The sequence below is a fragment of the Caballeronia sp. LZ032 genome (genome assembly GCF_031451315.1).
Taxonomy (GTDB): domain Bacteria; phylum Pseudomonadota; class Gammaproteobacteria; order Burkholderiales; family Burkholderiaceae; genus Caballeronia.
The window spans coordinates 3195861-3220360 of record NZ_JARUXP010000001.1 but is presented as its reverse complement, the minus strand read 5'-3'; the positions used below and the strand labels follow the sequence as shown (position 1 = coordinate 3220360).

General features: G+C 65.9%; 25 protein-coding genes. 13 read left to right on the top strand and 12 right to left on the bottom strand.

The window, feature by feature from the left end:
* The first annotated feature begins 21 nt into the window (after positions 1-21).
* The 11 genes from dapF (at position 22) to QCE69_RS15045 (ending at position 12297) form a co-directional block, all read left to right on the top strand.
* Entirely contained in the window at positions 22-894 is an 873-nt protein-coding gene (gene dapF, locus QCE69_RS15095; protein WP_309919348.1) for a diaminopimelate epimerase, read from the top strand.
* Positions 895-910: 16 nt separating this feature from the next.
* Positions 911-1630, top strand: coding sequence for a DUF484 family protein (locus QCE69_RS15090; protein ID WP_309931381.1), 720 nt, complete (start codon positions 911-913; stop codon positions 1628-1630).
* A gap of 3 nt (positions 1631-1633) precedes the next feature.
* Entirely contained in the window at positions 1634-2557 is a 924-nt protein-coding gene (gene xerC, locus QCE69_RS15085) for a tyrosine recombinase XerC (protein WP_309931379.1), read from the top strand.
* Between the two features lie 48 nt (positions 2558-2605).
* Positions 2606-3805, top strand: a complete 1200-nt coding sequence (locus QCE69_RS15080; protein ID WP_309919340.1) for a class I SAM-dependent rRNA methyltransferase — start codon at positions 2606-2608, stop codon at positions 3803-3805.
* A 130-nt stretch (positions 3806-3935) separates the two neighbouring features.
* On the top strand, positions 3936-5012 hold the full coding sequence (locus QCE69_RS15075; protein WP_309931377.1) for a GTP-binding protein: 1077 nt from the start codon (positions 3936-3938) through the stop codon (positions 5010-5012).
* A 566-nt stretch (positions 5013-5578) separates the two neighbouring features.
* Positions 5579-5995 (top strand): RNA polymerase-binding protein DksA, encoded by a 417-nt coding sequence (gene dksA / locus QCE69_RS15070; protein ID WP_309898454.1) that lies wholly within the window; start codon positions 5579-5581, stop codon positions 5993-5995.
* A gap of 377 nt (positions 5996-6372) precedes the next feature.
* Complete coding sequence (gene hslV, locus QCE69_RS15065; RefSeq protein WP_309811053.1) at positions 6373-6909, top strand: ATP-dependent protease subunit HslV; 537 nt, start codon at positions 6373-6375, stop codon at positions 6907-6909.
* A 12-nt stretch (positions 6910-6921) separates the two neighbouring features.
* Positions 6922-8274, top strand: a complete 1353-nt coding sequence (hslU, locus tag QCE69_RS15060; RefSeq protein ID WP_309919334.1) for an ATP-dependent protease ATPase subunit HslU — start codon at positions 6922-6924, stop codon at positions 8272-8274.
* A 354-nt stretch (positions 8275-8628) separates the two neighbouring features.
* On the top strand, positions 8629-9711 hold the full coding sequence (ada, locus tag QCE69_RS15055) for a bifunctional DNA-binding transcriptional regulator/O6-methylguanine-DNA methyltransferase Ada (protein ID WP_309919331.1): 1083 nt from the start codon (positions 8629-8631) through the stop codon (positions 9709-9711).
* 239 nt (positions 9712-9950) lie between these two features.
* Positions 9951-11570 carry a glutamate--cysteine ligase gene (gshA, locus tag QCE69_RS15050; protein ID WP_309931375.1) on the top strand — a complete coding sequence of 540 codons (1620 nt, stop codon included), beginning with the start codon at positions 9951-9953 and terminating at the stop codon, positions 11568-11570.
* Positions 11571-11724: 154 nt separating this feature from the next.
* On the top strand, positions 11725-12297 hold the full coding sequence (locus QCE69_RS15045; RefSeq protein ID WP_309811040.1) for a hypothetical protein: 573 nt from the start codon (positions 11725-11727) through the stop codon (positions 12295-12297).
* 6 nt (positions 12298-12303) lie between these two features.
* On the opposite strand, the gene QCE69_RS15040 is transcribed toward QCE69_RS15045, so the two are convergent.
* Both QCE69_RS15040 and QCE69_RS15035 read right to left on the bottom strand, forming a co-directional pair.
* Positions 12304-13857: a DHA2 family efflux MFS transporter permease subunit gene (locus QCE69_RS15040; protein WP_309919325.1), complete on the bottom strand. Its 1554-nt coding sequence runs from the start codon at positions 13855-13857 to the stop codon at positions 12304-12306.
* Positions 13858-13982: 125 nt separating this feature from the next.
* Positions 13983-14471, bottom strand: coding sequence for a MarR family transcriptional regulator (locus QCE69_RS15035; protein ID WP_309931372.1), 489 nt, complete (start codon positions 14469-14471; stop codon positions 13983-13985).
* A gap of 226 nt (positions 14472-14697) precedes the next feature.
* Here QCE69_RS15035 and QCE69_RS15030 point away from each other — a divergent pair, with 226 nt between their 5' ends.
* Complete coding sequence (locus QCE69_RS15030; protein ID WP_309919318.1) at positions 14698-15000, top strand: hypothetical protein; 303 nt, start codon at positions 14698-14700, stop codon at positions 14998-15000.
* Between the two features lie 250 nt (positions 15001-15250).
* Positions 15251-16807 carry an efflux transporter outer membrane subunit gene (locus QCE69_RS15025; protein WP_309931369.1) on the top strand — a complete coding sequence of 519 codons (1557 nt, stop codon included), beginning with the start codon at positions 15251-15253 and terminating at the stop codon, positions 16805-16807.
* Between the two features lie 23 nt (positions 16808-16830).
* Here QCE69_RS15025 and QCE69_RS15020 read toward each other — a convergent pair whose 3' ends face one another.
* The 10 genes from QCE69_RS15020 to gspF all read right to left on the bottom strand — a co-directional run bounded on the left by QCE69_RS15020 (position 16831) and on the right by gspF (position 24473).
* A complete protein-coding gene (locus QCE69_RS15020; RefSeq protein WP_309811026.1) occupies positions 16831-17610 on the bottom strand; it encodes a type II secretion system protein N in 780 nt (259 codons plus the stop codon).
* Positions 17607-18110 carry a type II secretion system protein M gene (locus tag QCE69_RS15015; protein WP_309919313.1) on the bottom strand — a complete coding sequence of 168 codons (504 nt, stop codon included), beginning with the start codon at positions 18108-18110 and terminating at the stop codon, positions 17607-17609. Before QCE69_RS15015 ends, QCE69_RS15020 begins: the two co-directional genes overlap by 4 nt.
* Positions 18107-19477, bottom strand: coding sequence for a type II secretion system protein GspL (gene gspL, locus QCE69_RS15010; RefSeq protein WP_309931368.1), 1371 nt, complete (start codon positions 19475-19477; stop codon positions 18107-18109). Before gspL ends, QCE69_RS15015 begins: the two co-directional genes overlap by 4 nt.
* Positions 19478-19514: 37 nt before the next feature.
* Positions 19515-20639: a type II secretion system minor pseudopilin GspK gene (gene gspK, locus QCE69_RS15005; RefSeq protein WP_309931366.1), complete on the bottom strand. Its 1125-nt coding sequence runs from the start codon at positions 20637-20639 to the stop codon at positions 19515-19517.
* Positions 20636-21319, bottom strand: coding sequence for a prepilin-type N-terminal cleavage/methylation domain-containing protein (locus tag QCE69_RS15000; protein WP_309919304.1), 684 nt, complete (start codon positions 21317-21319; stop codon positions 20636-20638). The genes gspK and QCE69_RS15000 overlap by 4 nt, the downstream gene beginning before the upstream one ends.
* Complete coding sequence (gene gspI / locus QCE69_RS14995; RefSeq protein ID WP_309931364.1) at positions 21297-21692, bottom strand: type II secretion system minor pseudopilin GspI; 396 nt, start codon at positions 21690-21692, stop codon at positions 21297-21299. The genes QCE69_RS15000 and gspI overlap by 23 nt, the downstream gene beginning before the upstream one ends.
* Entirely contained in the window at positions 21692-22174 is a 483-nt protein-coding gene (locus tag QCE69_RS14990; protein ID WP_309919298.1) for a GspH/FimT family pseudopilin, read from the bottom strand. The genes gspI and QCE69_RS14990 overlap by 1 nt, the downstream gene beginning before the upstream one ends.
* Positions 22175-22201: 27 nt before the next feature.
* Positions 22202-22672: a type II secretion system major pseudopilin GspG gene (gspG, locus tag QCE69_RS14985; RefSeq protein WP_404987337.1), complete on the bottom strand. Its 471-nt coding sequence runs from the start codon at positions 22670-22672 to the stop codon at positions 22202-22204.
* A 170-nt stretch (positions 22673-22842) separates the two neighbouring features.
* Positions 22843-23256, bottom strand: coding sequence for a hypothetical protein (locus QCE69_RS14980; RefSeq protein ID WP_309811001.1), 414 nt, complete (start codon positions 23254-23256; stop codon positions 22843-22845).
* Positions 23256-24473: a type II secretion system inner membrane protein GspF gene (gene gspF, locus QCE69_RS14975; protein WP_309919295.1), complete on the bottom strand. Its 1218-nt coding sequence runs from the start codon at positions 24471-24473 to the stop codon at positions 23256-23258. The genes QCE69_RS14980 and gspF overlap by 1 nt, the downstream gene beginning before the upstream one ends.
* Between the last annotated feature and the right edge of the window lie 27 nt (positions 24474-24500).

Here is a 24500-nt window from a genome sequence, read left to right as displayed (position 1 = left end):
GCCTCACATACAATAGCGGCCATGAAACTCAAATTCACCAAGATGCAGGGCGCGGGCAACGACTTCGTCGTGCTCGACGGCTATACGCAGGTGCTCGACCTGAGCGCCGCGCAGGTGCGCGCGCTCGCCAACCGTCATTTCGGCATCGGCGCGGACCAGCTGCTGCTCGTGGAGAAGCCGACCATCGGCGGCGTGGATTTCAAGTACCGCATCTTCAATTGCGATGGCGGCGAAGTCGAGCATTGCGGCAACGGCGCCCGCTGCTTCGTGAAGTTCGTGCGCGAGCGGCGGCTGACGGATGCGTCGAGCGTGCGCGTGCAGGTGCAGAACGGCGTCATCACGCTGACGATGCAAGACAACGGCGAGGTCGTCGTCGACATGAGCACGCCCGTGTTCGATCCGCCGCTGGTGCCGTTCGACGCGCACGGGCTCGAAGGCCGCCGCGAGCACGACGACACGCTCTGGCCGCTCGATGTAGCCGGTGAAACGCGCTGGATCTCCGCCGTCTCGATGGGCAATCCGCACGCGGTGCAGATCGTCGCGGACGTCGAGGCATATCCGGTACTGACTGAAGGACCGCTGATCGAACGCCACGCGCGCTTTCCGAAGCGCGTGAACGCGGGCTTCATGCAGGTCATCGACCGGCATTCGGTCAAGCTGCGCGTCTTCGAACGCGGCGCGGGCGAAACCCTCGCGTGCGGCACGGGCGCCTGCGCCGCCGTGGCGGCGGGCATTCGCCGTGGCGTGCTGGACTCGCCGGTGCGCGTCGAGACCCACGGCGGCACGCTCACGATCAGCTGGGACGGCGCGCGCGACACCTCCGCCGCGCTGTTCATGGCGGGCCCGGCCACGACGGTCTTCGAAGGCGAAATCGAGCTCGATCGCATCGTCTAACGCAACCCTATCGACCATGAATCCACGCGAAGTCGCCGACTACCTGCTCGACAATCCCGATTTCTTCGCCGAGCACGCGGAACTGCTCGGCAGCATCCGGCTCTCGAATCCGCATGGCAAGGCCGCCGTGTCGCTGCAGGAGCGCCAGATGGAAATGCTCCGCGACAAGAACAAGCAGCTCGAACGGCGCCTCGCCGAACTGCTGCGCTACGGCCACGAGAACGACAGCATCTCGACCAAGTTCAACCGCTGGACTGTGCGCGTGATCTCGCAGCGCGATCCGTACGCGTTGCCCAAGACCATCAGCGCGGGCCTGTGCGAAGTCTTCGACGTGCCGCATGCGGCGCTGCGCCTGTGGGACATCGACGAAGCGTATCGCCAGGCGGACTTCGCGCGGCAGGTGGGCGAGGAAGTGCGCATCTTCGCGAACAGTCTGACCGTGCCGTACTGCGGCGCGAACACGGATTTCGCGGCGGCGCAATGGCTCGGCGTCGAGAACTCGGCCTCGGCGACAGTCGCGCCCGGCGACGGTCCGTCCGACATCGAACGCAAGGTGGAGTCGGTCGCGCTGGTCACGCTGCGCGACCCGCAGGCTGGTCCGGATGCGCCGAGCATCGGCTTGCTGGTCATGGGTTCGCCCGACCCGCGCCGCTTCCATGACGGCATGGCCACCGACTTCCTGATGCAGATCGGCGCGCTCGCGAGCGCGGCCGTGTCCCGCCTGCTGCCGCACTGAGCCATGGACACCGCCGAGGCCATCGCCACCTATCTCGCGATGCTCGAACACGAGCGGCGGCTGTCCGAGCACACGTTGCGCGCCTACGCCTACGAGCTCGGTGAACTGCGCGCGCTGGCCAAGGAGCGTCCTCTGCAAACGCTCACCGCCGCCGATATCCGCGGCGCCGTCGTGCGGGCGCATTCGGGCGGACTGTCGCCGCGCTCCATCGCGCACCGGCTGTCGGCCTGGCGCGCGTTCTATCGCTGGCTCGCCGAACGGGTCGAGATGCCGGCCAATCCGGTCTCGACCGTGCGCGCGCCGAAAGGCGAAAAGACCTTGCCGAAGGCGCTTTCCGTCGACGACGCCATGGCGCTCATGGACGCGCCGCAAGCCGGCACGACCGAAGCGCTGCGCGATCACGCGATCCTCGAACTGTTTTACTCGTCGGGCTTGCGGCTCGCGGAACTGGTGGGACTCGACGTGCGCTTCGTCGAACAGGACGGCTATCGCTCGGCGGCCTGGCTCGATCTCGAGCACGAGGAAGTGACCGTGCTCGGCAAGGGCAGCCGGCGTCGCTCGGTACCGGTCGGGCGCAAGGCGATCGAGGCACTGCGCGCGTGGATCGCCGTGCGTGGCGAATTCGTCAAGCTCGATCCCCACGCGCTCTTTCTCTCCGTGCGCGGCAACCGCATGGCGCCGGGCGTCGTGCGCACGCGCGTAAAGCGGCTGGCGTTGCTGGCGGGCATTCCGTCGAACGTGCATCCGCACGTGCTGCGCCATTCGTTCGCCACGCACGTGCTGCAATCGAGCGGCGATCTGCGCGCCGTACAGGAACTGCTCGGCCACGCGAGCATCACCGCGACGCAGGTCTACACCTCGCTCGACTTCCAGCATCTCGCCCGCGTGTATGACTCGGCGCATCCGCGCGCCAAAAAACGCGACTGAGCGCACGATTAATCCAGCCGCGTCCACACGCGGCTCATCCGCATGCCCATGAACACCATTACCCTCAAACCGGCGAAGGACAGATCGCTCGCCCGCCGTCATCCCTGGATCTACGCCAACGCCATCGCGCGCATCGACGGCGATCCGGCGCCGGGCGCCACCGTGACCGTGCGCGCCGCCGACGGCCGCTTTCTCGCGCGCGCTTCGTACAGTCCGCAGTCGCAGATCCGCGCGCGCGTCTGGACCTTTGATGAGAGCGAACCCGTCGATCACGCGTTCTTCAAGCGCCGCGTGCAGCGTGCGGTCGAGCATCGGCGCACGCTGGTGAAGGACACCGGCGCGACCCGGCTCGTGTTCGGCGAGGCGGACGGCCTGCCGGGCCTGATCGTCGATTACTACATCGCCGATGACGGCGCGCACGCGCAGCTCGTCTGCCAGTTCATGGCGACCGGCGTCGAAGCCTGGAAGGAAGCGCTCGTGCAGGCGCTGACCGGCGCGACCGGATGCCCGAACGTCTATGAACGCTCGGACGTGTCGATCCGCCAGAAGGAAGGACTCGAACAGATCACCGGCGTGCTCGCCGGCGCCGCGCCGCCCGAGACGCTCATCACCAATGAGTGCGGCGTGCGTCATCACGTGGACGTGCGCCACGGCCACAAGACCGGCTTCTATGTCGACCAGCGCGACAACCGCGTGCTCGTCGCCCAGAGCGCGGCGGGCCGCGAGGTGCTGAACTGCTTCTGCTACACGGGCGGCTTCTCGCTCGCGGCGCTCAAGGGCGGCGCGACGCACGTGACCTCGGTGGATTCGTCCGGCGATGCGCTCGCGCTCGCGAAGGACAACGTCAAGGCGAACGGCTTCGACGCCGACAAGGCCGAATGGCTGGACGCCGATGCGTTCAAGACCCTGCGCCGCCTCCATGACGAAGGCCGGCGCTTCGACCTCATCGTGCTTGATCCGCCGAAGTTCGCGCCGTCGAAGGAAACCGTGGATCGCGCCGCGCGCGCGTACAAGGACATCAATCTGAGCGGCTTCAAGTTGCTGCGTCCGGGCGGCCTCCTGTTCACGTATTCGTGCTCGGGCGCGATCGATTCGGACCTGTTTCAGAAGATCGTCGCGGGCGCGGCGGCGGACGCCCGCGTCGATGCCCGAATCCTGAAGCGGCTGGGTGCCGGCGTCGATCATCCGCTGCTGACGGCGTTTCCGGAAGGCGAATACCTGAAGGGCCTGATGTTGCAAATCGCGTGAACGTCTCCACCTACGCGCGATTGACGGCCGCGCGGACCGCTGCGGCGTCCGCTTGACAAATATGTTTCAATAAACAGTTCGACGCGCCGCCGCGCATCTCCCGAACACAGACAAGGACACAGGCGACTCCATGATTCCCGTAACCATCCTGACCGGCTTTCTGGGCAGCGGCAAAACCACGCTGCTCAAGCGCATCCTGAACGAGCAGCACGGCATGAAGATCGCCGTGATCGAGAACGAGTTCGGCGAAGAGAACATCGACAACGAAATTCTCGTGCAGGAAACGAACGAGCAGATCATCCAGATGAGCAACGGCTGCATCTGCTGCACGATCCGTGGCGACCTGGCGCGCGCACTGGAAGACCTGGCCAACCGCAAAAAGGCGGGCACGCTGGATTTCGACCGCGTCGTGATCGAAACCACCGGCCTCGCGAACCCGGGTCCAGTGGCGCAGACGTTCTTCATGGACAACACCGTCGCCGACGAATTCCTGCTCGACGCCATCATCACGCTGGTGGACGCCAAGCACGCGAACCAGCAGCTCGACCAGCAGGAAGTGGTGCAGCGCCAGGTCGGGTTCGCGGACCGCCTGTTCATCACGAAGTCCGACCTCGTCGATGCCGCCGCGCTCGACGCGCTCAAGCATCGCCTGCTGCACATGAACCCGCGCGCGGCGATCAAGGTCGTCAATTTCGGCGAAGCGGACATCAAGGAAATCTTCGACCTGCGCGGCTTCAACCTGAACGCGAAGCTCGAGATCGACCCGGACTTCCTCGCCGAAGACGAGCACGCGCATGATCACGACCACGCGCACGACCATGATCACGACCACGCGACCTGCGGTCACGATCACAGCCATGATCACGAGCACGGGCACCACCACAACCATCATCACGCGCATCACGACGACAAGATCAAGTCGTTCGTGTATCGCAGCGACAAGCCGTTCGACCCGAACCGCCTCGAAGACTTCCTCGGCGGCATTCTGCAGATCTATGGCGAACGCCTGCTGCGTTACAAGGGCGTGCTCTACATGAAGGGCGTCGATCGCAAGGTCGTCTTCCAGGGCGTGCACCAGATGATGGGCAGCGACCTCGCGAGCAAGTGGCTGCCGATCGAGAAGAAGAACAGCAAGATGGTGTTCATCGGCATTGAATTGCCGAAGGATCTGATCACCGACGGTCTCGACGCCTGCCTCGTCAAATAAACCGGCATGCATCTCGCTTGACCTGCGCGTGTTCCGCGCGGCGCAAGCAGCCTTGAAAGACCAGACGCCGCCGCGGGCATTCGCGCGCGGCGTTTTTTTCGACATCGGCTTTCGGCACGGTTATGTAGTCGCGGGCACGCTTCGGCATCGCTTTTTGAACGACCAGGCGTTATATTTTTGGGATTCCGGCACTAATCGACAGGGTTTTCCTCGGTTGTCGTCGGAAATTGCGGTTCAGTTACAATACAGCCCCACTGGAGAAGGGCAGTTTCGTTGCACGCACATCTTCGGATGTTCGGTCAGCGGACCAGGAGAAAGGATGTCCCGTCGGGACGATGCCTCGATTTGCCGGGGGAAGGCAAATCAAGTCAAAGCACCGGGGCCGGTCATGTCGGGCCTTGCAGCACACGCCAGTCAGTCCGGAGCATCATCCAGAATCGGTTTCCAGAGGAGTTCGGCCCCGCATGGGCGTGTCGCCTGATGCTCGCGCGTACCGGTGCGTTGCATGCGGGTAACGCAGTTGCGGGCGTTGCGAAGACAGCGCCTCACATTGAAGAAGCAACCAGATGACAACGAAACTCTTGACCGAAGCCGAAATCCTGAAGATGAGCGAGAAGGACTACATGAATGCGGAGCAACTCGCCTTCTTCAAGAACCGGCTCGAACAGTTGCAAGCGGACATTCTGAAGAATGCCGGCCAGACAACCGAAAATCTCCGGGAAACGGTGATCGTGCCGGACCCGGCGGATCGCGCGACCATCGAGGAAGAGCATGCACTGGAACTGCGCACGCGTGACCGCGAACGCAAGCTCCTGAAGAAAGTGCAGCAATCGCTCGCGCGCATCGAGTCCGGCGACTACGGCTGGTGCGAGGAAACGGGCGAACCGATCGGCATTCCGCGTCTGCTCGCGCGTCCGACCGCCACGCTCTCGCTCGAAGCCCAGGAACGCCGCGAACTGCGCCAGAAGCTCTTCGGCGACTGATCCCGCCGCAACCGGGCGCTCGTTGCGGGACCGCCCGCAGCGGGGAACACGCCGCCGCGAAAAGCCGGACCACGGTCACGCGCATCACCAAAAAGGCACACGTCGAACGTGTGCCTTTTTTGCTTTCTGCCAGTAAAAAGCGGATGCATCGCCCCGCACGTCTTGATTATTCCTCCCTCGCCCTAAAATCAATCCGACGCGCCTCGCAAACGCACGGTACGGCATCCGTGCGGCCGGGCGCGTGCGCGGCGCCGTTCGTCCGTGACCACTCATAGACGGAACCCCGCGCCGTGCACTCCATCGAATTCTCGACTGCGTGGCGGCCTTCTAAGACTCGAAACCGCCCCGCGTTCATCCGGTTTTCTTAAGGAACGCACATGGAACAATTTCACGGCACGACCATCGTTTCCGTGCGCCGCGACGGCAAGGTCGCGCTGGGCGGCGATGGTCAGGTGACGCTCGGCAACATCGTCATGAAAGGGGGCGCGAAGAAGGTGCGCCGCATCTATGGCGGCAAGGTCCTCGTCGGGTTCGCCGGCGGCACCGCCGACGCGTTCTCGCTGCTCGACCGCTTCGAGGCGAAGCTCGAGAAACATCAGGGCAACCTGACGCGCGCCGCCGTCGAGCTCGCCAAGGACTGGCGCACCGACCGCATGCTGCGCCGCCTCGAAGCCATGCTCATCACCGCCGACGCGAATGCCACCCTCGTCATCACCGGCAACGGCGACGTGCTCGATCCCGAACACGGCATCGCGGCAATCGGCTCGGGCGGCGCCTACGCGCAGGCCGCCGCGCAGGCGCTGATGGAGAACACCGACCTCTCGCCGCGCGAGATCGTCGAGAAGGCGCTGACCATCGCCGGCGACATGTGCATCTATACCAATCACAATCGCGTCATCGAGACGATCGAATAAAGGACTATGACGATGACCACCATGACTCCCGCCGAAATCGTCTCGGAACTCGACAAACACATCATCGGCCAGGGCCGCGCGAAGAAGGCTGTCGCCGTCGCGCTGCGCAACCGCTGGCGCCGTCAGCAGGTGGCCGAGCCGCTGCGCCAGGAAATCACGCCGAAGAACATCCTGATGATCGGGCCGACCGGCGTCGGCAAGACCGAAATCGCGCGGCGTCTCGCCAAGCTCGCGGACGCGCCGTTCATCAAGATCGAAGCGACCAAGTTCACCGAAGTCGGCTACGTGGGCCGCGACGTGGACAGCATCGTGCGCGACCTGATCGAAATCTCGGTCAAGCAGACGCGTGAGTCGGAAATGAAGAAGGTGCGCACCAAGGCCGAAGATCGCGCCGAAGACCGCATTCTCGACATCCTGCTGCCGGGCGCGCGTCCGGTGGGCTTCGGCACGGCGGATGCGTCGGCCGGCGCGTCGTCGGGCGAAGGCGACAACGCCACGCGGCAGACCTTCCGCAAGCGTCTGCGCGAAGGCGCGCTGGACGACAAGGAGATCGAACTCGACATCGAGATGCCGCAGACCGGCATGGACATCATGGGGCCGCCGGGCATGGAGGACATGACCGAGCAGATCCGTTCGATGTTCGCGAACATGGGCGGCGGCAAGAAGACGCGGCGCAAGGTGAAGGTGAAGGAAGCGCTCAAGCTGCTGACCGACGAAGAAGCCGGCAAGATGCTCAACGACGAAGAGGTCAAGAGCCGCGCCGTGCAGAACGTCGAGCAGAACGGCATCGTGTTCCTGGATGAGATCGACAAGATCGCGTCGCGCAGCGAGGCCGGCGGCGCCGAGGTGTCGCGTGCGGGCGTGCAGCGCGACCTGCTGCCGCTCGTCGAAGGCACGACCATCAACACCAAGTACGGGATGATCAAGACGGATCACATTCTGTTCATCGCGAGCGGCGCGTTCCATCTGGCCAAGCCGAGCGACCTGATTCCCGAATTGCAGGGCCGTTTCCCGATTCGCGTCGAGCTGGATTCGCTGTCGGTGGGCGATTTCGAATCGATCCTGAATTCCACCGACGCCAGTCTCGTCAAGCAGTACAAGGCGCTGCTCGCGACGGAAGGCGTCGAACTCGATTTCACCGGGGAAGGCATCCGGCGTCTCGCCGAGATCGCGTTCTCGGTCAATGAGAAAACGGAGAATATCGGCGCGCGGCGGCTGTATACGGTGATCGAGAAGCTGCTGGAAGAAGTGTCGTTCGCGGCCGGCAATCACGCGGGCCAGCCGGTGCGAATCGACGCGGCGTATGTGGATCGCGCACTCGGCGACGTGGCGCAGGACGAAGACCTGTCGCGTTACGTGCTGTGAGGGATTGAGCGGCCTTTCAGGAAGCTGATCCAGCCAAGCCGGGCCATCGTGCCCGGCTTTTTCGTGGGTGCTCGAAAGGGTGCCAAACGAAACGTACGGACGAAAAAAAGCCCGCCTAGGTTGGCGGGCTGAATCCATATCAGGAGGAGACATGGAGGAGACAGTTCCAATAATACACAGCCCCTTGATGCGACGCAATAGAAATTTTAGTAAAAACCCCTATGGCGTCACTATGTGGTATCTGCCCCTGAGATTCCGCGCCCGGCCATGCAATGACAGCGCAAGAATCGGCGCGTAACCTCGTCGGCACGGCTCTACAGTGGTCGCATACCCACTGCGCCACCGAGGCTTGTGATGAAAACCGAAACCGCCCCCGTTTTTTCCTCTGACGACAGCCGCTGGCAAGCCGTCGTGCAGCGCGACGCCCACGCCGACGGCGTGTTCTTCTTCGCCGTGCGCACGACCGGCGTGTTCTGCCGGCCGTCGTGTGCGTCGCGGGCGCCGCGCCGGGAGAACGTCGAGTTCTTCGCGACGACCGACGCGGCCGAAACCGCCGGCTATCGCGCCTGCAAGCGCTGCCAGCCGACTCGTCTGCCGCGCGACCTGGCCATCGTCGAACGTGCGTGCAAAGTGCTCGACGCCCATCCGCAGGAGCGCATGACGCTCGCCCAACTGAGCGATGAAGTACACGTCAGCCCGTTCCATCTGCAACGGCTGTTTTCGCGGATCGTCGGCATTTCGCCGCGCCAGTATCAGGCCGCGCAGCGCGCCGGGGTGCTACGCGACGCGTTGCAGCGCGGCCGCGACGTCACGCGCGCCACCCACGATGCCGGATTCGGCTCGCCGTCGCGCATGTATGACGCCGTGCCCGCCGAACTGGGCATGACGCCCTCCGCCTACAAGCGCCAGGGCGCGGGACTCACGGTGCGTTACACGACCGCCGCCACGCCGCTCGGCATCGTGATCGTTGCGGCCACGGACAAGGGCGTGTGCAAGATCGCGTTCGGCGACGACGCCGCCACGCTCGTCGATCAGCTGGCCGCCGATTTCTCCCAGGCCGAGCGCCTCGAGGACGCCGCGCGGATGGAACCGTTCGTCGCGCAGATCCGCGCCTATCTGCAAGGCACGCGCGAGCGCTTCGACCTGCCGCTCGATATCGGCGCGACCGCGTTCCAGCGACGCGTCTGGGATGCGCTGCGCCACATTCCGTACGGGCAGACGCGCAGCTACAGCGACATCGCGGAAACGCTCGGCTTGCCGCGCGCGGTGCGGGCCGTCGCGAACGCGTGCGCCTCGAATCCGGTGGCGCTTGCGATTCCGTGTCATCGCGTGATCGGCAAGGACGGCGCGATTGCGGGCTATCGCTGGGGCGCGTCGCGCAAGGAAACGCTGCTCCACACCGAGCGCACGCAGCACGCCGCCGACGAAATCGCCTGACCGTTCCTGACGCGCTCGTCATCATTGGAACCGAAGCGCCCGTCGGCGCTTCGTTCTCCTCGCGAGCCGCTCCAGACGGCTCCGACATCCTCCGCGAAACCTCGCGCGAATACCCCGAAAAACCCGCAAACCCTTGCTGGTCTTGCGCTCAAGCACGCCTTACACCGAGATGTTAAAGTGCCCGCTACCCTAAAAATACGACCCGGGCTTCATCGCTCGCGCTCCTCGCAGATTGCTTCATGGCAAACCAGAATCCCGCTGATCCCCAAGCCGGCGCCTATCAGCGCAGGCTCGCCGCGCTCGCGTCGGGCACGCATGCCGACGCCTTGCGTCAAGGCTTGCGCGGCATCGAGAAAGAAAGCTTGCGCGTGACGCCGTTGGGCGAACTCGCCATGACGCCGCATCCGCGTGCATTCGGATCCGCGCTCACGCATCCGCTGCTCACAACCGATTACTCGGAAGCGCTCGTCGAGCTGATCACGCCCGCTGAAACGGATGTGTCGATCACGCTCGAACGGCTCGATGTGCTGCATCGCTTCGTGTATTCGCGCATGGGCGACGAACTGCTGTGGAACAACTCGATGCCCAACACGTTGCCGCCGGAAGACGAGATTCCGCTCGGCACGTATGGCACGTCGAACATCGGCAAGCTGAAGCACGTGTACCGGCGCGGCCTCGCGTTGCGCTATGGCCGCACGATGCAGTGCATCGCCGGCATTCACTACAACTATTCGCTGCACGAAAACGTCTGGCGTGCCTGGCAGGCGCTCGATCCGGACAGCACGTTATCGGCGAAGGACTTCCAGTCCGAGCGCTATTTCGCGCTGATCCGCAACTTCCGCCGCACGAGCTGGCTGCTGATGTACCTGTTCGGCGCATCGCCGGCGTTGAACCGGCGTTTCGTCGAAGGCCGCGCGCATCATCTCGAATCCTTCGACGCCGACACGTTCTTCCTGCCGCACGCCACCAGCCTGCGCATGAGCGATCTCGGCTACACCAACAACCCCGCACAGGCCGACCTGCTGCCGAGCTACGACAACCTCGGCGCCTATCTGCGCGTGCTCTCCCGCGCGGTCAGCCAGCCGTATGCGCCGTACGAGGAGATCGGCACGCAGCGCGACGGCGAATGGGTGCAGATCAACACCAACGTGCTGCAGATCGAAAACGAGTTCTACTCGACGATCCGCCCCAAGCGCGTCACGCATTCCGGCGAGCGTCCGCTGCACGCGTTGTGCGAGCGGGGCGTGCAGTACATCGAGGTGCGCTGCCTGGACATCGATCCGTTCGAGCCGACCGGCATCGCGCTCGAAACCGCGCGTTTCCTCGATGCCTATCTGCTCTACTGCGCACTGGAAGAGAGTCCGCTGCTGCCGCCCGACGCGAATCTCGAAGCCAACGCCAACTTCAGCGCGGTGGCGAAGGAAGGGCGCAAGCCGGGTCTGGCCTTGCAACGCGGCGGCGCCAGCGTGCCGATGCGGCAATGGGCCGAACAACTGTTCGATGCCATCGAGCCCGTGGCAAAGACGCTCGACGCCCTCGCGGGCCGTGACGATCACACGCGTGCACTCGCGGCGTTGCGGCCGCGGCTGGCGGATGCGTCGCTCACGCCGTCGGCGCGCGTGCTGCGCATCATGCACGACAAGCAGCAATCCTTCGACGCATTCGCGCTCGAACTCAGCGCGCGCCACGCAGCGGCGTTTCGCGAACGACCGCTTAATGCGGACGAGGAACGCAGGATGGAAGAGCTCGCGGCGAAGTCGCTGGTGGAACAGGTCGAGGCCGAAAGCCGGGACAGCGAATCGTTCGGGGCCTTCGTCGCCGCCTATCAGGCCTACAAGCCGGACACCGAGAGCGTCTGAACCGGCCGCTCGCCGTTCACTGGCAGAATTGCCACGCCGGTGTCAGGCGCCGACGGCAACGCTTACCGGCGTGTGCAACAGTGCGCAACGCAGCGCAACATCGGCCGGTCTGGCGGGTCAAAATGTGGCTCATTTTTCGACGATCGGGGGAGCAATGAACAAGAAGTTCTTCGGCGCGGCCGCGCTGGGGGCTGCGTCGCTCGCGTTACTGGGCGGCTGCGCGGTGCAGGATCAGGTCAGCAGCACGACGATGGAGCAGGCCACCCAGCCGCTCACCTGCATGAGCAAGCCGGAATGCGACGCCTGGTGGGCCCGTGCGCAGGTCTGGGTCACGAATCATTCGGAATACCGCATTCAGACGGTCACCGACTCGATCATCATGACGGCCGGTCCGTCGAGCGGCAAACGCGCGCTTGCCTACCAGGTCACCAAGACGCCGACCAACGAGGGCACCGCGACCATCGGTTTCGCTGCGCATTGCGACAACCCGCTCGGCTGCGAGCCGAATCCGTGGCAGGCGGGCGCGGATTTCAAGCAGTTCATCCGCAATGGTCCGGGACTGCGCAAGTCCGCGACGCCGCAAGCCGTGCAGTCGGGCGCAACGCTGCCCGCACCGGTGCCGGCTCCCGTGCCGGGCGGCGTGCAGGTCAGTCCGCTCGACACGCCGCCGCCGCTCAATCTCGAGAGCCAGCCGGGTCAATCCGCGACTCCGCTCACACCGCAGTAACGCCCTTCAATGCCCCATCGAGGCTGACGCGCCCTTTCTCGGCCGCGTCAGCCAGACCATCACGGCCAGCACGAGAAACGCATAGTACGAAATGCGGAAGAAGTCGTTGGTCGACATCATGTACGCCTGCGCCGACACCACGCGATCCAGTTGCGCCGTGAGCGCCTGGCCGCCCAGCCCGAGCCCCGACAGCAGATCCGAATAGGCCGTCGTGCCGGTCGCATACGGCGTGACCGACTCGGTGAGCCGCGCGTGATGGCGGATCATGTCGTTCTCCCAGAAGGTCGTGCTGACCGCCGTGCCGATGGCCCCCGACAGCGTCCGCAGGAAGTTCGACAATCCCGCCGCGCCCGCGAGCCGGTCGTCGGAGACGCTGGAGAGCGTGATGGTCGTCATCGGCACGAAGAAGCAGGCGACGCCGATGCCCTGGATCAGACGCGGCATGATGATCTGATGAAAGGGCGTGTCGAGCGTGAAGGTCGAATTCCAGTGCGACACGAACGCGAAGGTCAGGAACGCGAAGCTCGCCACCACACGCAGGTTCAGGCGATGCATGTTCTGCCCGATGAGCGGCGACAGCACGAGCGCAAGCACGCCGACCGGCGCGGTGGCGAGACCCGCGAGCCACGGCGTGTAGCCAAGCACGGTCTGGAGCCACAGCGGCAGCACGACGACCGAACCGAAGAACGCCAGAAAGCCCAGCGACGTGATGAGCACGCCCATCGCGAAATTGCGGTCGCGGAACAGCGAGAGGTCGATCACCGGTTCCTTCTCGGTCAGCTCCCACGCGAACATGAACGCGAGCGAGATGGCCGAGACGATCGCCAGTGTGGTGATCAGATGCGAGCTGAACCAGTCGCGGTCCTTGCCGAGGTCCAGCATCATCTGCAGGCTCGCGACGCCGATCACGAGCAGCGTGAGCCCGACGCCGTCGATGCGTTGCGCCGTCGTTTTCGTTTCATGACCGCGCAGCAGGAACCACGCGAGCGCCGCCGACAGCACACCGATCGGCACGTTGATGTAGAAGATCCACGGCCAGGTGAAGTTGTCGGTGATGTAGCCGCCCATCATCGGGCCGAAGATGGGGGCGACGATCACCGTCATGGCCCAGAGTCCGAGCGCGAGGCCGCGCTTGTCGGGCGGATAGCTGCGCATCAGGATGGTTTGCGAGAGCGGCACCATGGGTCCGGACACGAGCCCTTGCAGCAACCGGAACGCGATCAGCGATTCGAAGTTGTGCGCGAGGCCGCACAGCGCCGAGGCGACGGAGAACAGCAGTACGGAGATGGTGAACAGCTTCACTTCGCCGACGCGCCGGGCCAGCCAGCCGGTCAGCGGCACCGCGATCGCCGACGCCACGGAGTACGAGGAAATGACCCAGGTGCCTTCGCTCGTCGCCACGCCGAGACTGCCGGAGAGGGTGGGCACCGCGACATTCGCGATGGACGTGTCGAGCACCTCCATGAAGGTGCCGAGCGCCAGGCCCAGCGTCAGCAGGGCCAGGATGCCGCCCTTGAGCGGCATGGGCGCGGGTAGTGCGGAGGTTGTCGTTGTTGACATCGTCTTTTGGCTCCAGCAGCGGGGCGAGGGTGAAGGCTCGCATCGCATGCAATCTTTCTCTTGTCGCGACATTCTCTGCCCAGACAGCGATACGGGCATTCAAACGCCTTGATTTCGACTCGCTGCTATTCGTCGCCGAGTGGACAGGAGGGACAGTCGCCCGCTGCCGCATTGCCGATGAAGCGCGCCAGCAGTCCGGTCAACTGATCCAGTTCTGCACGGCTGAAGCCGTCGAGTTGCTCATTGAGCACGGCGGCGCCGATCGCCGGAAGCTGCCCCGCCGCGGTGCGCCCGCGCTCGGTCAGCGCAAGTTCGACGATGCGGCGGTCCGCCTCGCTTCTCGACCGGCTGACGAAGCCCTTCTTCTCGAGCCGGTCGATCATGCGTGTCATCGATCCGCTGTCATACGACATCTCGCGCGACAGCTCCAGCGGCGTACGCGCGCGGCCCGAAGCCAAAGCCAGCATCACGCCGATCTGCTGCGCGGTGAGATCGAGCGGCTTGAGCGCCTGATCGGTCCGCGCGACGAGCACGTTACGCGCTTTGGCGAGCAGATAGCCGAGGCTCGTTTCGAGCCGGATGGTCGATGGATCGTAGAGCGGGTCGCTGTTCATGGAAGCCTCGAGCACGCGGCTCATGTCTTGCTAAGAGTGCGAAGCCCGCGATGCTGCACCGCGTTTCAAAGGGGCCACACTCACAAAAAAGCCGTCGGAAGTATCTTGAAAAATACTTGCACAGTCAATATTATTTCATGCAACGAGTTACGCGCTTCCCGCGCCACCCGAGACCATGTTCTGATCGCCCGCAGCGTCGCCCGCCGACGCCCCCAGGATCCCTCCCATGACCCGCTTCGTACGCACCGCCCGCCGACGTTTCGGCACTCTCAGCAGCACGATCGCCCACGCTTCCCGTCACTTCGTCCCGCCGAAGCTGAATACGTGGAAATTTGCGCTGTATCTGATCGTTTTTCTGCTGCCGGGCGGATCGTTCATTGTGCTGGGCATGGGCTGGTACGAGAACCGGCATCGGCGCAAGGAAGCCGCGCCTGCGAAAACTCCTGCAGCGTCACCCGTGGCCGCCCGGCCGCTGCTCCAGCCGCCCTGCGCGCCCTGCCCTGGAAACGGCGGCGCCACCGGCGCCTGAATCCAGGCCGTCACGCCAGCCGGTAACGCGTCGTAACCGATTTCCTCAGTCGCGTAACACCCGGCTTACGGCGAACCCGGTACGCTAACGTCTGCCCGACACGCCCGCCAGGTCTGTTCAGGCGCAGAAAGCGCCTTGATCGCGCGCCGAGCGCACGGCGTTGGCGTTCCACGAGTGCTCCACTATCATCCCGGCTTGCCGCGTCCGTCGTTTTGAACGGCGCGGCGCCGACAGGACTTCCGACCCGCAGATGCCGCACCGTACCGCCCTCTCCGCTTCCCTCAGCCCGCGCCGGCTCACTGCCACGGCGCTCGCCGCCACGCTCGCGATGCTGATCGCCGGGTGCGCGGTCGGGCCCGACTATCAGCGTCCGTCCGTGACGCTCCCGGCAAGCTACAAGGAAGCACCCGAAGGGTGGAAGGTCGCGCAACCGGCGGATCAGTCGGATCGCGGCACCTGGTGGACCGTCTACACCGACCCGCGCCTCGACGCGCTCGAAGCCCAGCTGAATCAATCGAACCAGACCGTCGCGCAATATGCCGCCGCCTATCGGCAGGCGCGCGCGCTCGTCGGCGAAGCACGCGCGGCCTATTTCCCGACCATCGGCGCGTCCGCATCGGGCTCGCGGTCGGGTACCGGCGCCGGCAACCGCTCGACCAGCAGTTCCAGCTTCGGCCAGCAAGGCTCCGTGAACAACCAGTTCAGCGCTTCGCTCGATGCTTCGTGGGAGCCGGACCTGTGGGGCAGCGTGTCGCGCACGGTGGCATCGCAGAAAGCGGGACAACAGGGCGCCGCCGCCGATCTCGCCAACGCCCGGCTCTCCGCGCAGGCCACGCTCGCGCAGACCTACTTCCAGCTGCGCTCGCTCGACGCCCAGCAAAGGCTGCTCGACGACACCGTCGCCGCCTACGAGCAGTCGCTCAAGCTCACGCAGAACCAGTACGGACAAGGCATTGTCGCGCGCTCGGACGTGATCCAGGCGCAGACGCAGTTGCAATCGGCACAGGCGTCGGCGATCGACAACGGCGTCGCGCGCGCCCAATACGAGCACGCGATCGCCGTGCTGGTCGGCGAGCCGGCCTCGACCTTCTCCATCCCGCCCATTCCGCTCGACGCCACCCCGCCGACCGTCCCGGTGCAGATGCCGTCGGCCATTCTCGAACGGCGTCCGGACATCGCGTCCGCGGAACGCAAGGCCGCCGCGGCGAACGAGCAGATCGGCGTGGAAATGGCCGCGTATTTCCCGACCCTGACACTGTCGGCGCAAGGCGGTTTCGAGAGTTCGGTGTTGTCGCAGCTGCTGCGCGCGCCGTCGCGCTTCTGGACGCTCGGGCCGGATATCGCGGCCACGCTGTTCGACGGCGGCCTGCGCTCCGCCCGCACCGACGCCGCGCGCGCCGCCTACGAACAGAACGTCGCGACCTATCGCCAGACCGTGCTCACGGCGTTCCAGGATGTCGAAGACAACCTTGCGTCGCTGCGCATCCTGGAGAAGGAAATCGTCGTGCAGCAGCAGGCGGTCGAATCCGCGCAACAGGCACTGGCGATCATCAACAATCAGTACAAGGCGGGAACGGTCGCGTACATCAACGTGCTGACCGCGCAGACCACGGCCTTCACCGCACAGCAGAAGCTCGCGAACATCGCGGGGCAGCGGATGGTGTCGTCGGTGGGACTCGTAAAGGCGCTGGGCGGCGGCTGGGACGTCGCACAGATGGACCACGAAACCGGCGACGTGCAAGCGCCCGCGGCTGCATCGGCTCCGGTGGCCAACGCGGCGGACGCAAGCCGCACAATCGCGCGCTGAACGCTACAACTCCAGCTTCAGCCTCAGCGCACGAACACGAGCGCGACGGTATCCGGATCCGTGTGACGGCCGAGCAGGTTGAGCAGCCCGGCCAGATTCTCGCGCTGTTCGGGCGTGGACGTCGCGGTGCCCTGGAACGACGTCGATTCCTGCGAGATCGAGCCATTGCCCTTGAGGATCAGCGGGCCCTTGCTCGTGGACAGATCGATGCTCGCCTGCCCGCCCTGCGCCTGCAACGCCACGCGATATGAACCGAGCGGCTTCACGCGTGAAACGCTCGATGCCATGTCGTCGAGCGTCACCACCACCTGCCCGTAGGCATTACGGTTCAACAAACGCAGTTCGGTCCAGGCGAGCCGCACGTTGCCGTCGAAATTCAGCGTGTTGAACGGCGCGCCCAGGCCCGACAGCAGCGTCGCCGGCACGGCAATCTCGCTCGCGCTGAGCGTCGCCCCGCGCGGACTGGCGTCGACGATCACGGCATCGGGCATCGCCTGTGTCTGGCGCATCGTCATGTGCACGCGGCCGGTGAAGAGCGGCCAGAACGCCGTGCTCCACTCGATGCGCCCCGGCAGCAGCGTCGCGCCCGAACCATCGCTGCCGGCGGCAAGCATCAGGGTGGCGGAACCGCGCCACAGCGAGCCGGACGGATCGACCAGGTTCACGTGGCCATCAGTGGCCTTCGAAAACTGCGGCACGATCCACGCGGCCGGCATCATCACGAGCAGCGTCCCGCCGATCGACACGATCATCACGAGCAACGCCGGCACCGCCAGCCGGATGCGTCGGGTCCAGTAGCTCATTTCACGCCGGCCGGTTGCAGCGACGCCGTCAGGTCCACCTGGCCATCCGGCTTCAGCGCGGTGATGTGCGCCTCCGACACCTGCACCTTGAACTGCTTGCGCGCGTCGTCGAGCCACATCGTCCAGTTCGGGAACGACGCGTTCTTCAACTGGATCTGCACCGCCGCGCCGATCACCTGCACCTGCGTCGGCTGCATGCCGTTGTCGGCGAGCGATTTCTGCAACGCGTCGCGCAGCGCGCCGCCGGTCGGCGTCACGCCTTCCGCGGCCGGCGCGAGCGAGCGCGCTTCATTGGCCTGCGCGTTCATCGTCGCAAGCTGGCGCTGCATCCCGGGCAGCGTGTCGCGCAGCCGCGCGCGGCCTTCGAACGCCGGCGCCCACAGCACCAGATACACGAGCAGGATGCCGAGCGCGAGGCCGCCCCACATCAGCATGGTTTTTTCGCGCGGCGTGCGCGCTTCCCAGAATTCCGCCAGGGAACGGAGGAGTTCCGCTTTCATTGGCCGCTCCCGATGGTCCATTTGCCGGTGTTGCTGTCGATCGAACCGCTCAGGCCATTCGCGGCGAGGCGCTTGGTGAGATCGGGATCGACCTTGGTGTCGGGCTTGAAGGTCACTTCCAGATGACGGTCGCGATAGTCGAGCCCCGCGATGCCGTTCACCGGCACGGGACCGAGCGAACGCGCGAGCCCGTCGGCCAGCGACAGGAAGTCCGCCGGCGACAGTTCCCCCGACGCCGTGCGCAGGCGGTCGAGGTTGCGCGTCATCTGATCGGGCGCATCGAGCACGACGGTCGTCGTCGGGAACGCGTTGAGCAGCAACTCGGTCATCTGCGCGTTGATCGCGTCGCGCTGGCGGGCGAGTTGCAGCCACTGCACGTTGATGCCGATGATCGACACCAGCACGGACAGCGCCACGAGCGCGATCGGCACGCGCAGCCGCCGCACGGTCGCGCGATCGAGTTTCCACGGCTGCGCGGCGAACTCGAACTGACACAGGTCGAAGCGGCTCGCGAGCGCATTGCGCGCGAGCGTTTCGAAGGCAATCGGCTGCGCGCCCGGAATGTCCACATGGCCCGCGACGGGACGTACGCTCGCAAGACGCGGCTCGTCGCCGGGCAGGTCGACCAGCGAATAGAGCGTCGCCGGATGGTCGCCGGCGAGCGCCGTCAGCGTCGGCACGATGGATTCGGCGGACAGCGCGAGGCCTTCGCCGAGCGCCGCGCGTTCGCCGCGCGCGATCGCGATCTCGATGCGCGGCGCGCCGAGCGACGCCGGCGTGGGCGCGGCCATCTCGCCGATGAGCGCGGGCGCCGTCGAGATCACCGGGCCCAGCAGGCCGGCGATGAACGGCGTCGAGGGCAGCGCGCCCTCATCTGCGTCGGCATCGAGCGCGGCATCAGGCTCGACAGGCGCAGCCGCAGCCGTCGGTACCGGCAGGCAGCGCATCGCGGGCACCGCCTTCAGGTTGCGATGCCCCGCACCCGCGAAGGCGCCGACGACAAAGCGGAACCAGCCGCGGTCGATCACGGCCACGACGCGCCGTCCGTCCGCCAGCGCAACGGGATCGACGGCGATATGGCACGTCTGCGGATCCTGGATGAGCTGGTCTTCGACCACGTTCGGCAGCGCCTGCCGCAAGCGCGGACCCTTGAGCGGCGGCACGGTGGCGGCGAGCAACAGCGTGTCGCGCGCGGCGACGATCAGCACCGTCGCGCTCGCGCGCGGCAGAAGCCCGAGCGCCGCGCGGCCGATGCGTTGCGGCTCGCCGCGCTTGTCGAGCAGCAGAAAAGGCAGATCCGGCAGATGCCACTCTTCCGAGCGCACCGCGGGATCGCGCGGCGGTAATGAAACGATCAGTGTGCTCAAGCGACACTTCCCCTCAACAATGACTGCGACACGACCATCAGGTCGAATCGCGCGTATAGACGATGCGCGTCGCATGCGTCGTCGGATCGCGATAGACGAGCGTCGTGCGCTCGAGCTGCGCGCGTTCATGATCGACGCGTCCGTGAATCACAAAGTATTTCGTCGTGACATCGAGTTCGTTCGGATCGATCGATGTCGTCTTCACGCCCGCGCCGGACAGCGCGAGCTGCACGTTGCCGACGTCGTGAAAGAACACCGTCTCGCGGCGCGCGACGAACGCCTGCGCCTGCGAGAGACTCATGCCCTGCACCATCGCCGCCACCACTTCCGCCGGCGCGGTGTTCATGTTGACGGCCGACGTGGTGGGCAACACCGTCACGAACGGCCGCAGCTTCGCGACCGCCTCCGGCGAGAAGCCCGGCACGTCGAGCAGCGAATCGACCGTGATCATCTGCAGCGGTGCGACCGGCGAGTTGTCATCCGAGTCCTTGAGGCCCGGATCGTCCGTGAAGTTGCCGCCGCCCACGCCGCCGCCCTGCGCGAGCGCGGCAATCTGCGCTTCCGCCGTCGTGCCGCTGGTGCCTGCGGTGGTGCCGGTCTGCGTCTGGAAGCGCGTCGCCGAACGCTGCAGGCCCGCGCGGATCTGCAGCGCGACCGTCTTCGCCAGCGAGCCGTTGATGCCGAGCATCGTCAGGAGCCGCTGGAACGCCTGGATCTGCTCGACGTTGACGGTGAGCACGCCGGGCGTCGGCGTGGACACCAGATTGCGCAGGTTGAACTTCGCCTGCGCATCCTCGATCGAGCCGGACAGATAGGTCGATGCGCCCTGCTGCGCGCGCACCTCGCCGATCTGCCCGAGGAAGTCCGACAGCTTGGTCCGTGCGATCGGCACGCCCCAGACGCCGCCGAGATAGGTGACGGTGGGCGAGGTATCGGCCTCCGAGCGCAGGATGAGGCGCGTCCAGTCGAGCGCGCTGCGCGAAATCCATTGCGCCTGCGCGAGCAGCCGCTGGTTCTCGATGCGCCGGATCTGCACCTGCTGGCGCCACAGCAGGCCCGACACGAGGATGGCTGTCAGCGACACGACCAGCAGCGCGGTGATGATGGCCACGCCGCGTTGCTTCCTTTCCGGCCGACGGTTCGAACGATGGCGCATTGTCATTCTCCGACCAGGAACACGCGTGTGAGCGGCGCTTTCAACGTCTGCGCGGCGACCGCCACCTGAATGCCCGACACCGCGCGCGGCAGCGGCGCGTTGCCCAGTTGCGGCACCTTCAGGTTGTTGTCGTTCTGGTTGATCTGCGCGAGCACGTCGCTCATGCGCGTCGTCCAGCCTTTCTCCGGGATGAACACGCGCGTCGCGAGCGACCCCACGCCGCCCATCAGCGGAATCGAGCTCCAGCCGCCGGTGTCGCCGGACAACGCGCGCCGCACTTCGCCGACGTTCGCCAGCGGCGGCGACGCATAGCGCACGATACGCCCGTTCGACAGCCGGTAGCGCACCACCTGCAGGCGCGGCGGCACATTCGCCGCGAACACGCCGCGCACGATCTGCAGCGAGCCGTTGCCGATCTGCACGGCGGGCTGGCCGGCTTCGTCGTCAGTGGCGGCCTGGCGGGCGTCGATACGCATCTGGTCGAACAATTGCGCCACGATGCGCTCGTCTTCCATCGCATTCTCGATGGTCGCGCGGGCGCGGATCACGGAGTCCAGTCCGCGCCACGACAGCACCGCGATCACCGCGAGAATCGCGATGGCGATCAGCATTTCGAGCAGCGTGAAACCGCGCTGCCCGCGTTTGCCGGTCAGCGGCCGGCGGTCAGAGCGAGCGGTTCGTTTCATTCGCCACCACCGTGACCATTTGCGCGAGATTGCCGGAGCGGCCCGGCGTCGAGACGAACATTTCGACGCGCCGGAAAATCGGATTCGGCGTCTGGCTCACGCGCTGCGTGCAGGTGAGCTTGAGATTGCCTTGTGAACAGTCGAAGCTGCGCGAACCGAGCGGCGGAAACTGATGCGAGAGCCTCAGCTGCGCGAGTTCGTTGTCCGCGCTCCAGCCCGCCAGCAGACGCCGGTGCAGGTCGGCCTCGCCGGTCGCGAGCGAACCGACCGCGCGGATCGACGCCGCCAGGGCCACGCCGATGATCGCCAGCGCCACGAGCACTTCGATCATCGTGAAGCCGCGTTGACCGGTTCGATGACTTCGGCGCCGCATCATCGCACCTGAAAGCGGCCGTTGCCGCTGCCCACGATGGTCGCGCGGCCCGCGGCCGAGAACAGCGTGATTTCCATCGGCGTGTCGATCGCTTCGGTGCCGAACACGAGCCGGCTCACCGACTTGTCCGAATCGAGAAACTGGATGCTCACGCCGGTCACGCCGCCTTCCCAGTGGCGCGCGCGCAGCAGGTCGTCGCGCAACGGGCGCCAGCCGTCTTCGCTGCGGATGTCGAAGCGAAAGCCGCCGTCCTGCGGCTGCCAGGCAATGGGCCGGGCACGCACCTGGGCTTCGTCGCCTGCCGCTTCGAACAGCAGCGCGAGCCGCTGCGCTTCCTCGTTGAGATCGGTGCGCGGATTGCGCGTCAGCTGCAGCGACGCAAGCGACACCAGCAAACCCGCGATCACCAGCACGACGAGCATCTCGAGCAGCGTGAAGCCGGCGTTGCGCCGTGCGTCGATGTGCCTGCCGTGCCTGTTCACGCTGCGTTCCTTCCTACCGCCGGACGGTCATTGCCACGAGCCGACGTCGGCATCGTTGCCCTCGCCGCCCGCCTTGTTGTCCGCGCCGTAGCTGAAGACGTCGATCTCGCCGTGCACGCCGGGATTCAAATACTGATACTGGCCGCCCCACGGATCGGCAGGCAGGCGTTCCAGGTAGCCGCCGTCCTTCCAGTTGTTCGGCACGGGTTCGGTGGAGGGCTTCTCGATCAGCGCGCGCAGGCCCTGCTCCTGGGTCGGATAACGGCCGTTGTCGAGGCGATAGAGCTTCATCGCCTGCATGATCGTGCCGATGTCCTGCTTCGCGGCGACGCGGCGCGCTTCATCCGGACGGCTCATGATTTTCGGCACGATCAGCGCGGCGAGAATGCCGAGAATCGCGATCACGACCATGATTTCGATCAGCGTGAAGCCGCGCTGGCGACGACCTTGCGCCTGGGCTTGCTGAAGCCGCATGCGGCGTTGGGTCAACATATGCATAACACCCTCTTCAATTGAAAATAACGTTCCGGACTTTCGCGTCCGGTGTTCTGAAACAATCGCGCGGCCGTGCGTGGGACGCCGCCGCCGCTCATTCTATCGATCCGCTTTCATCATGCGTGGCCGCCGCATGCGGGCATCGCGTCGCAGCGAGCCGGACCGCGCCGCGTTCAGCGCACCCAGATGGTCGGCCCGGGCGGATTCTGCGGCAGGAAAATCTCCGATTTCACGCCGTTGCGCTCGATGATGATCGAGCGCGCGCGCACTTCCGACAGCTTCACGCCCTGCGTGAGCGGCCCGCCGAGCGACACCGCCTTGGCCGGCTCGCCGCCGTAGCTCACGATGGCCGCGGCGCCGCCCTGCAGCGCCAGGATGCCGAACAGGTGGACGTCGGAGTTGGCCTGGCGTTCGAGCCGTCCGCCGAAGATGGTCGCGGCCTGCTCGACCGAAGGCGTGCGCGTCGCGGCCGCGCCGGGCAGCGGCGTGGTCTGGCGCGCGGTCAGCGTGACGACCCAGTAGGTGATCGTCACGCAAAAGAGCGCAAGGGCGGCCAGCGATAAGAGTCGGGTTTGCAGGGCGTTCATTACTGCACCAGATTATTCAGTTCGATGATCGGCAGCATCACCGCGAGCACGATCACCAGTACCACACCGCCCATCGCGAGGATCAGCAGCGGTTCGAGCAGGCTCGTCAGGAACATCGTGCGGCGTTCGAGCTCGCGCGCTTCGCCTTCGGAGGCGCGGTCGAGCATCGTGGTGACGTCGCCGGTCGCCTCGCCCGAGCGGATCAGATGGACCAGCACCGGCGGAAAGGTCTTCGTGTTGCCGAGCGCCCGCGACAGCGACGAGCCTTCGCGCACGCGCACGATGGCGTCGTCGACGTTGTCGCGCATCGCCGTGTTGCTGAGCGTTTCGCCGGCGGCCTGCAGCGCGCGCAGGATCGGCACGCCGGCGGCGGTGAGGATGGCGAGCGTGCTGGAGAAGCGCACCGTGTTGTAGCCCCGCACCAGCTTGCCGACCAGCGGCGCGCCGAGCAGCCAGCGGTCGAACGACATGCGCGGCCCGGGCCTTGCCAGGATGCTCTTCACGATCCAGGCGAACAGCGCCACGCCGATCAGCATCGCCCACCAGTAACTGCGCACGAAGGCGGACAGCGCCATCATCATGATGGTAAGGAAGGGCAACTGCTGCTTCGTGCTCGCGAACACGTTCACGACCTGCGGCACGACGTAGCTCAGCAGGAAGGTCACGATGCCGAACGCGATGATCGTCACGATGCCCGGATAGGTGAACGCCAGGACGATCTTCTGCTTGAGCGCGTTGCGCTGCTCGATGTAGTCCGCCAGGCGCGACAGCACCAGACCGAGCTTGCCGGTATGCTCGCCCGCCGCCACCAGCGCGCGATAGATCTCCGGGAAGTCTTTCGGATGCTGCGCGAGCGCATTGGCGAACGAATGGCCGCCGAGCACTTCGGCGCGGATCGCGGCCATCAGTTCGCGGATGTAGTCGCGCTCGGACTGGTCCGTCAGCACGGCGAGCGTCTCGCCGAGCGGCAGGCCGGCGATCAGCAGGCTCGCCAGCTGGCGCGTCAGGATGGCCTGCTCGCGCTGCGACAGACGGCGCCCGAGCGACAGCCGCTGCTGCCGTTCGCCGCGCGTGCGCGATCCCGCCGCTTCGACGACGAGCGGCGTCAGCCCTTGCGTGCGCAACTGGCTGCGCGCGGCGCGGGCGCTGTCGGCGTCGAGCACGCCTTTCTGGGTCTTGCCCGCCGAATCGATGGCTTCAAAACGAAAAGCCGGCATACGTTGGTTCTCCGCGCTGGTTCGCTC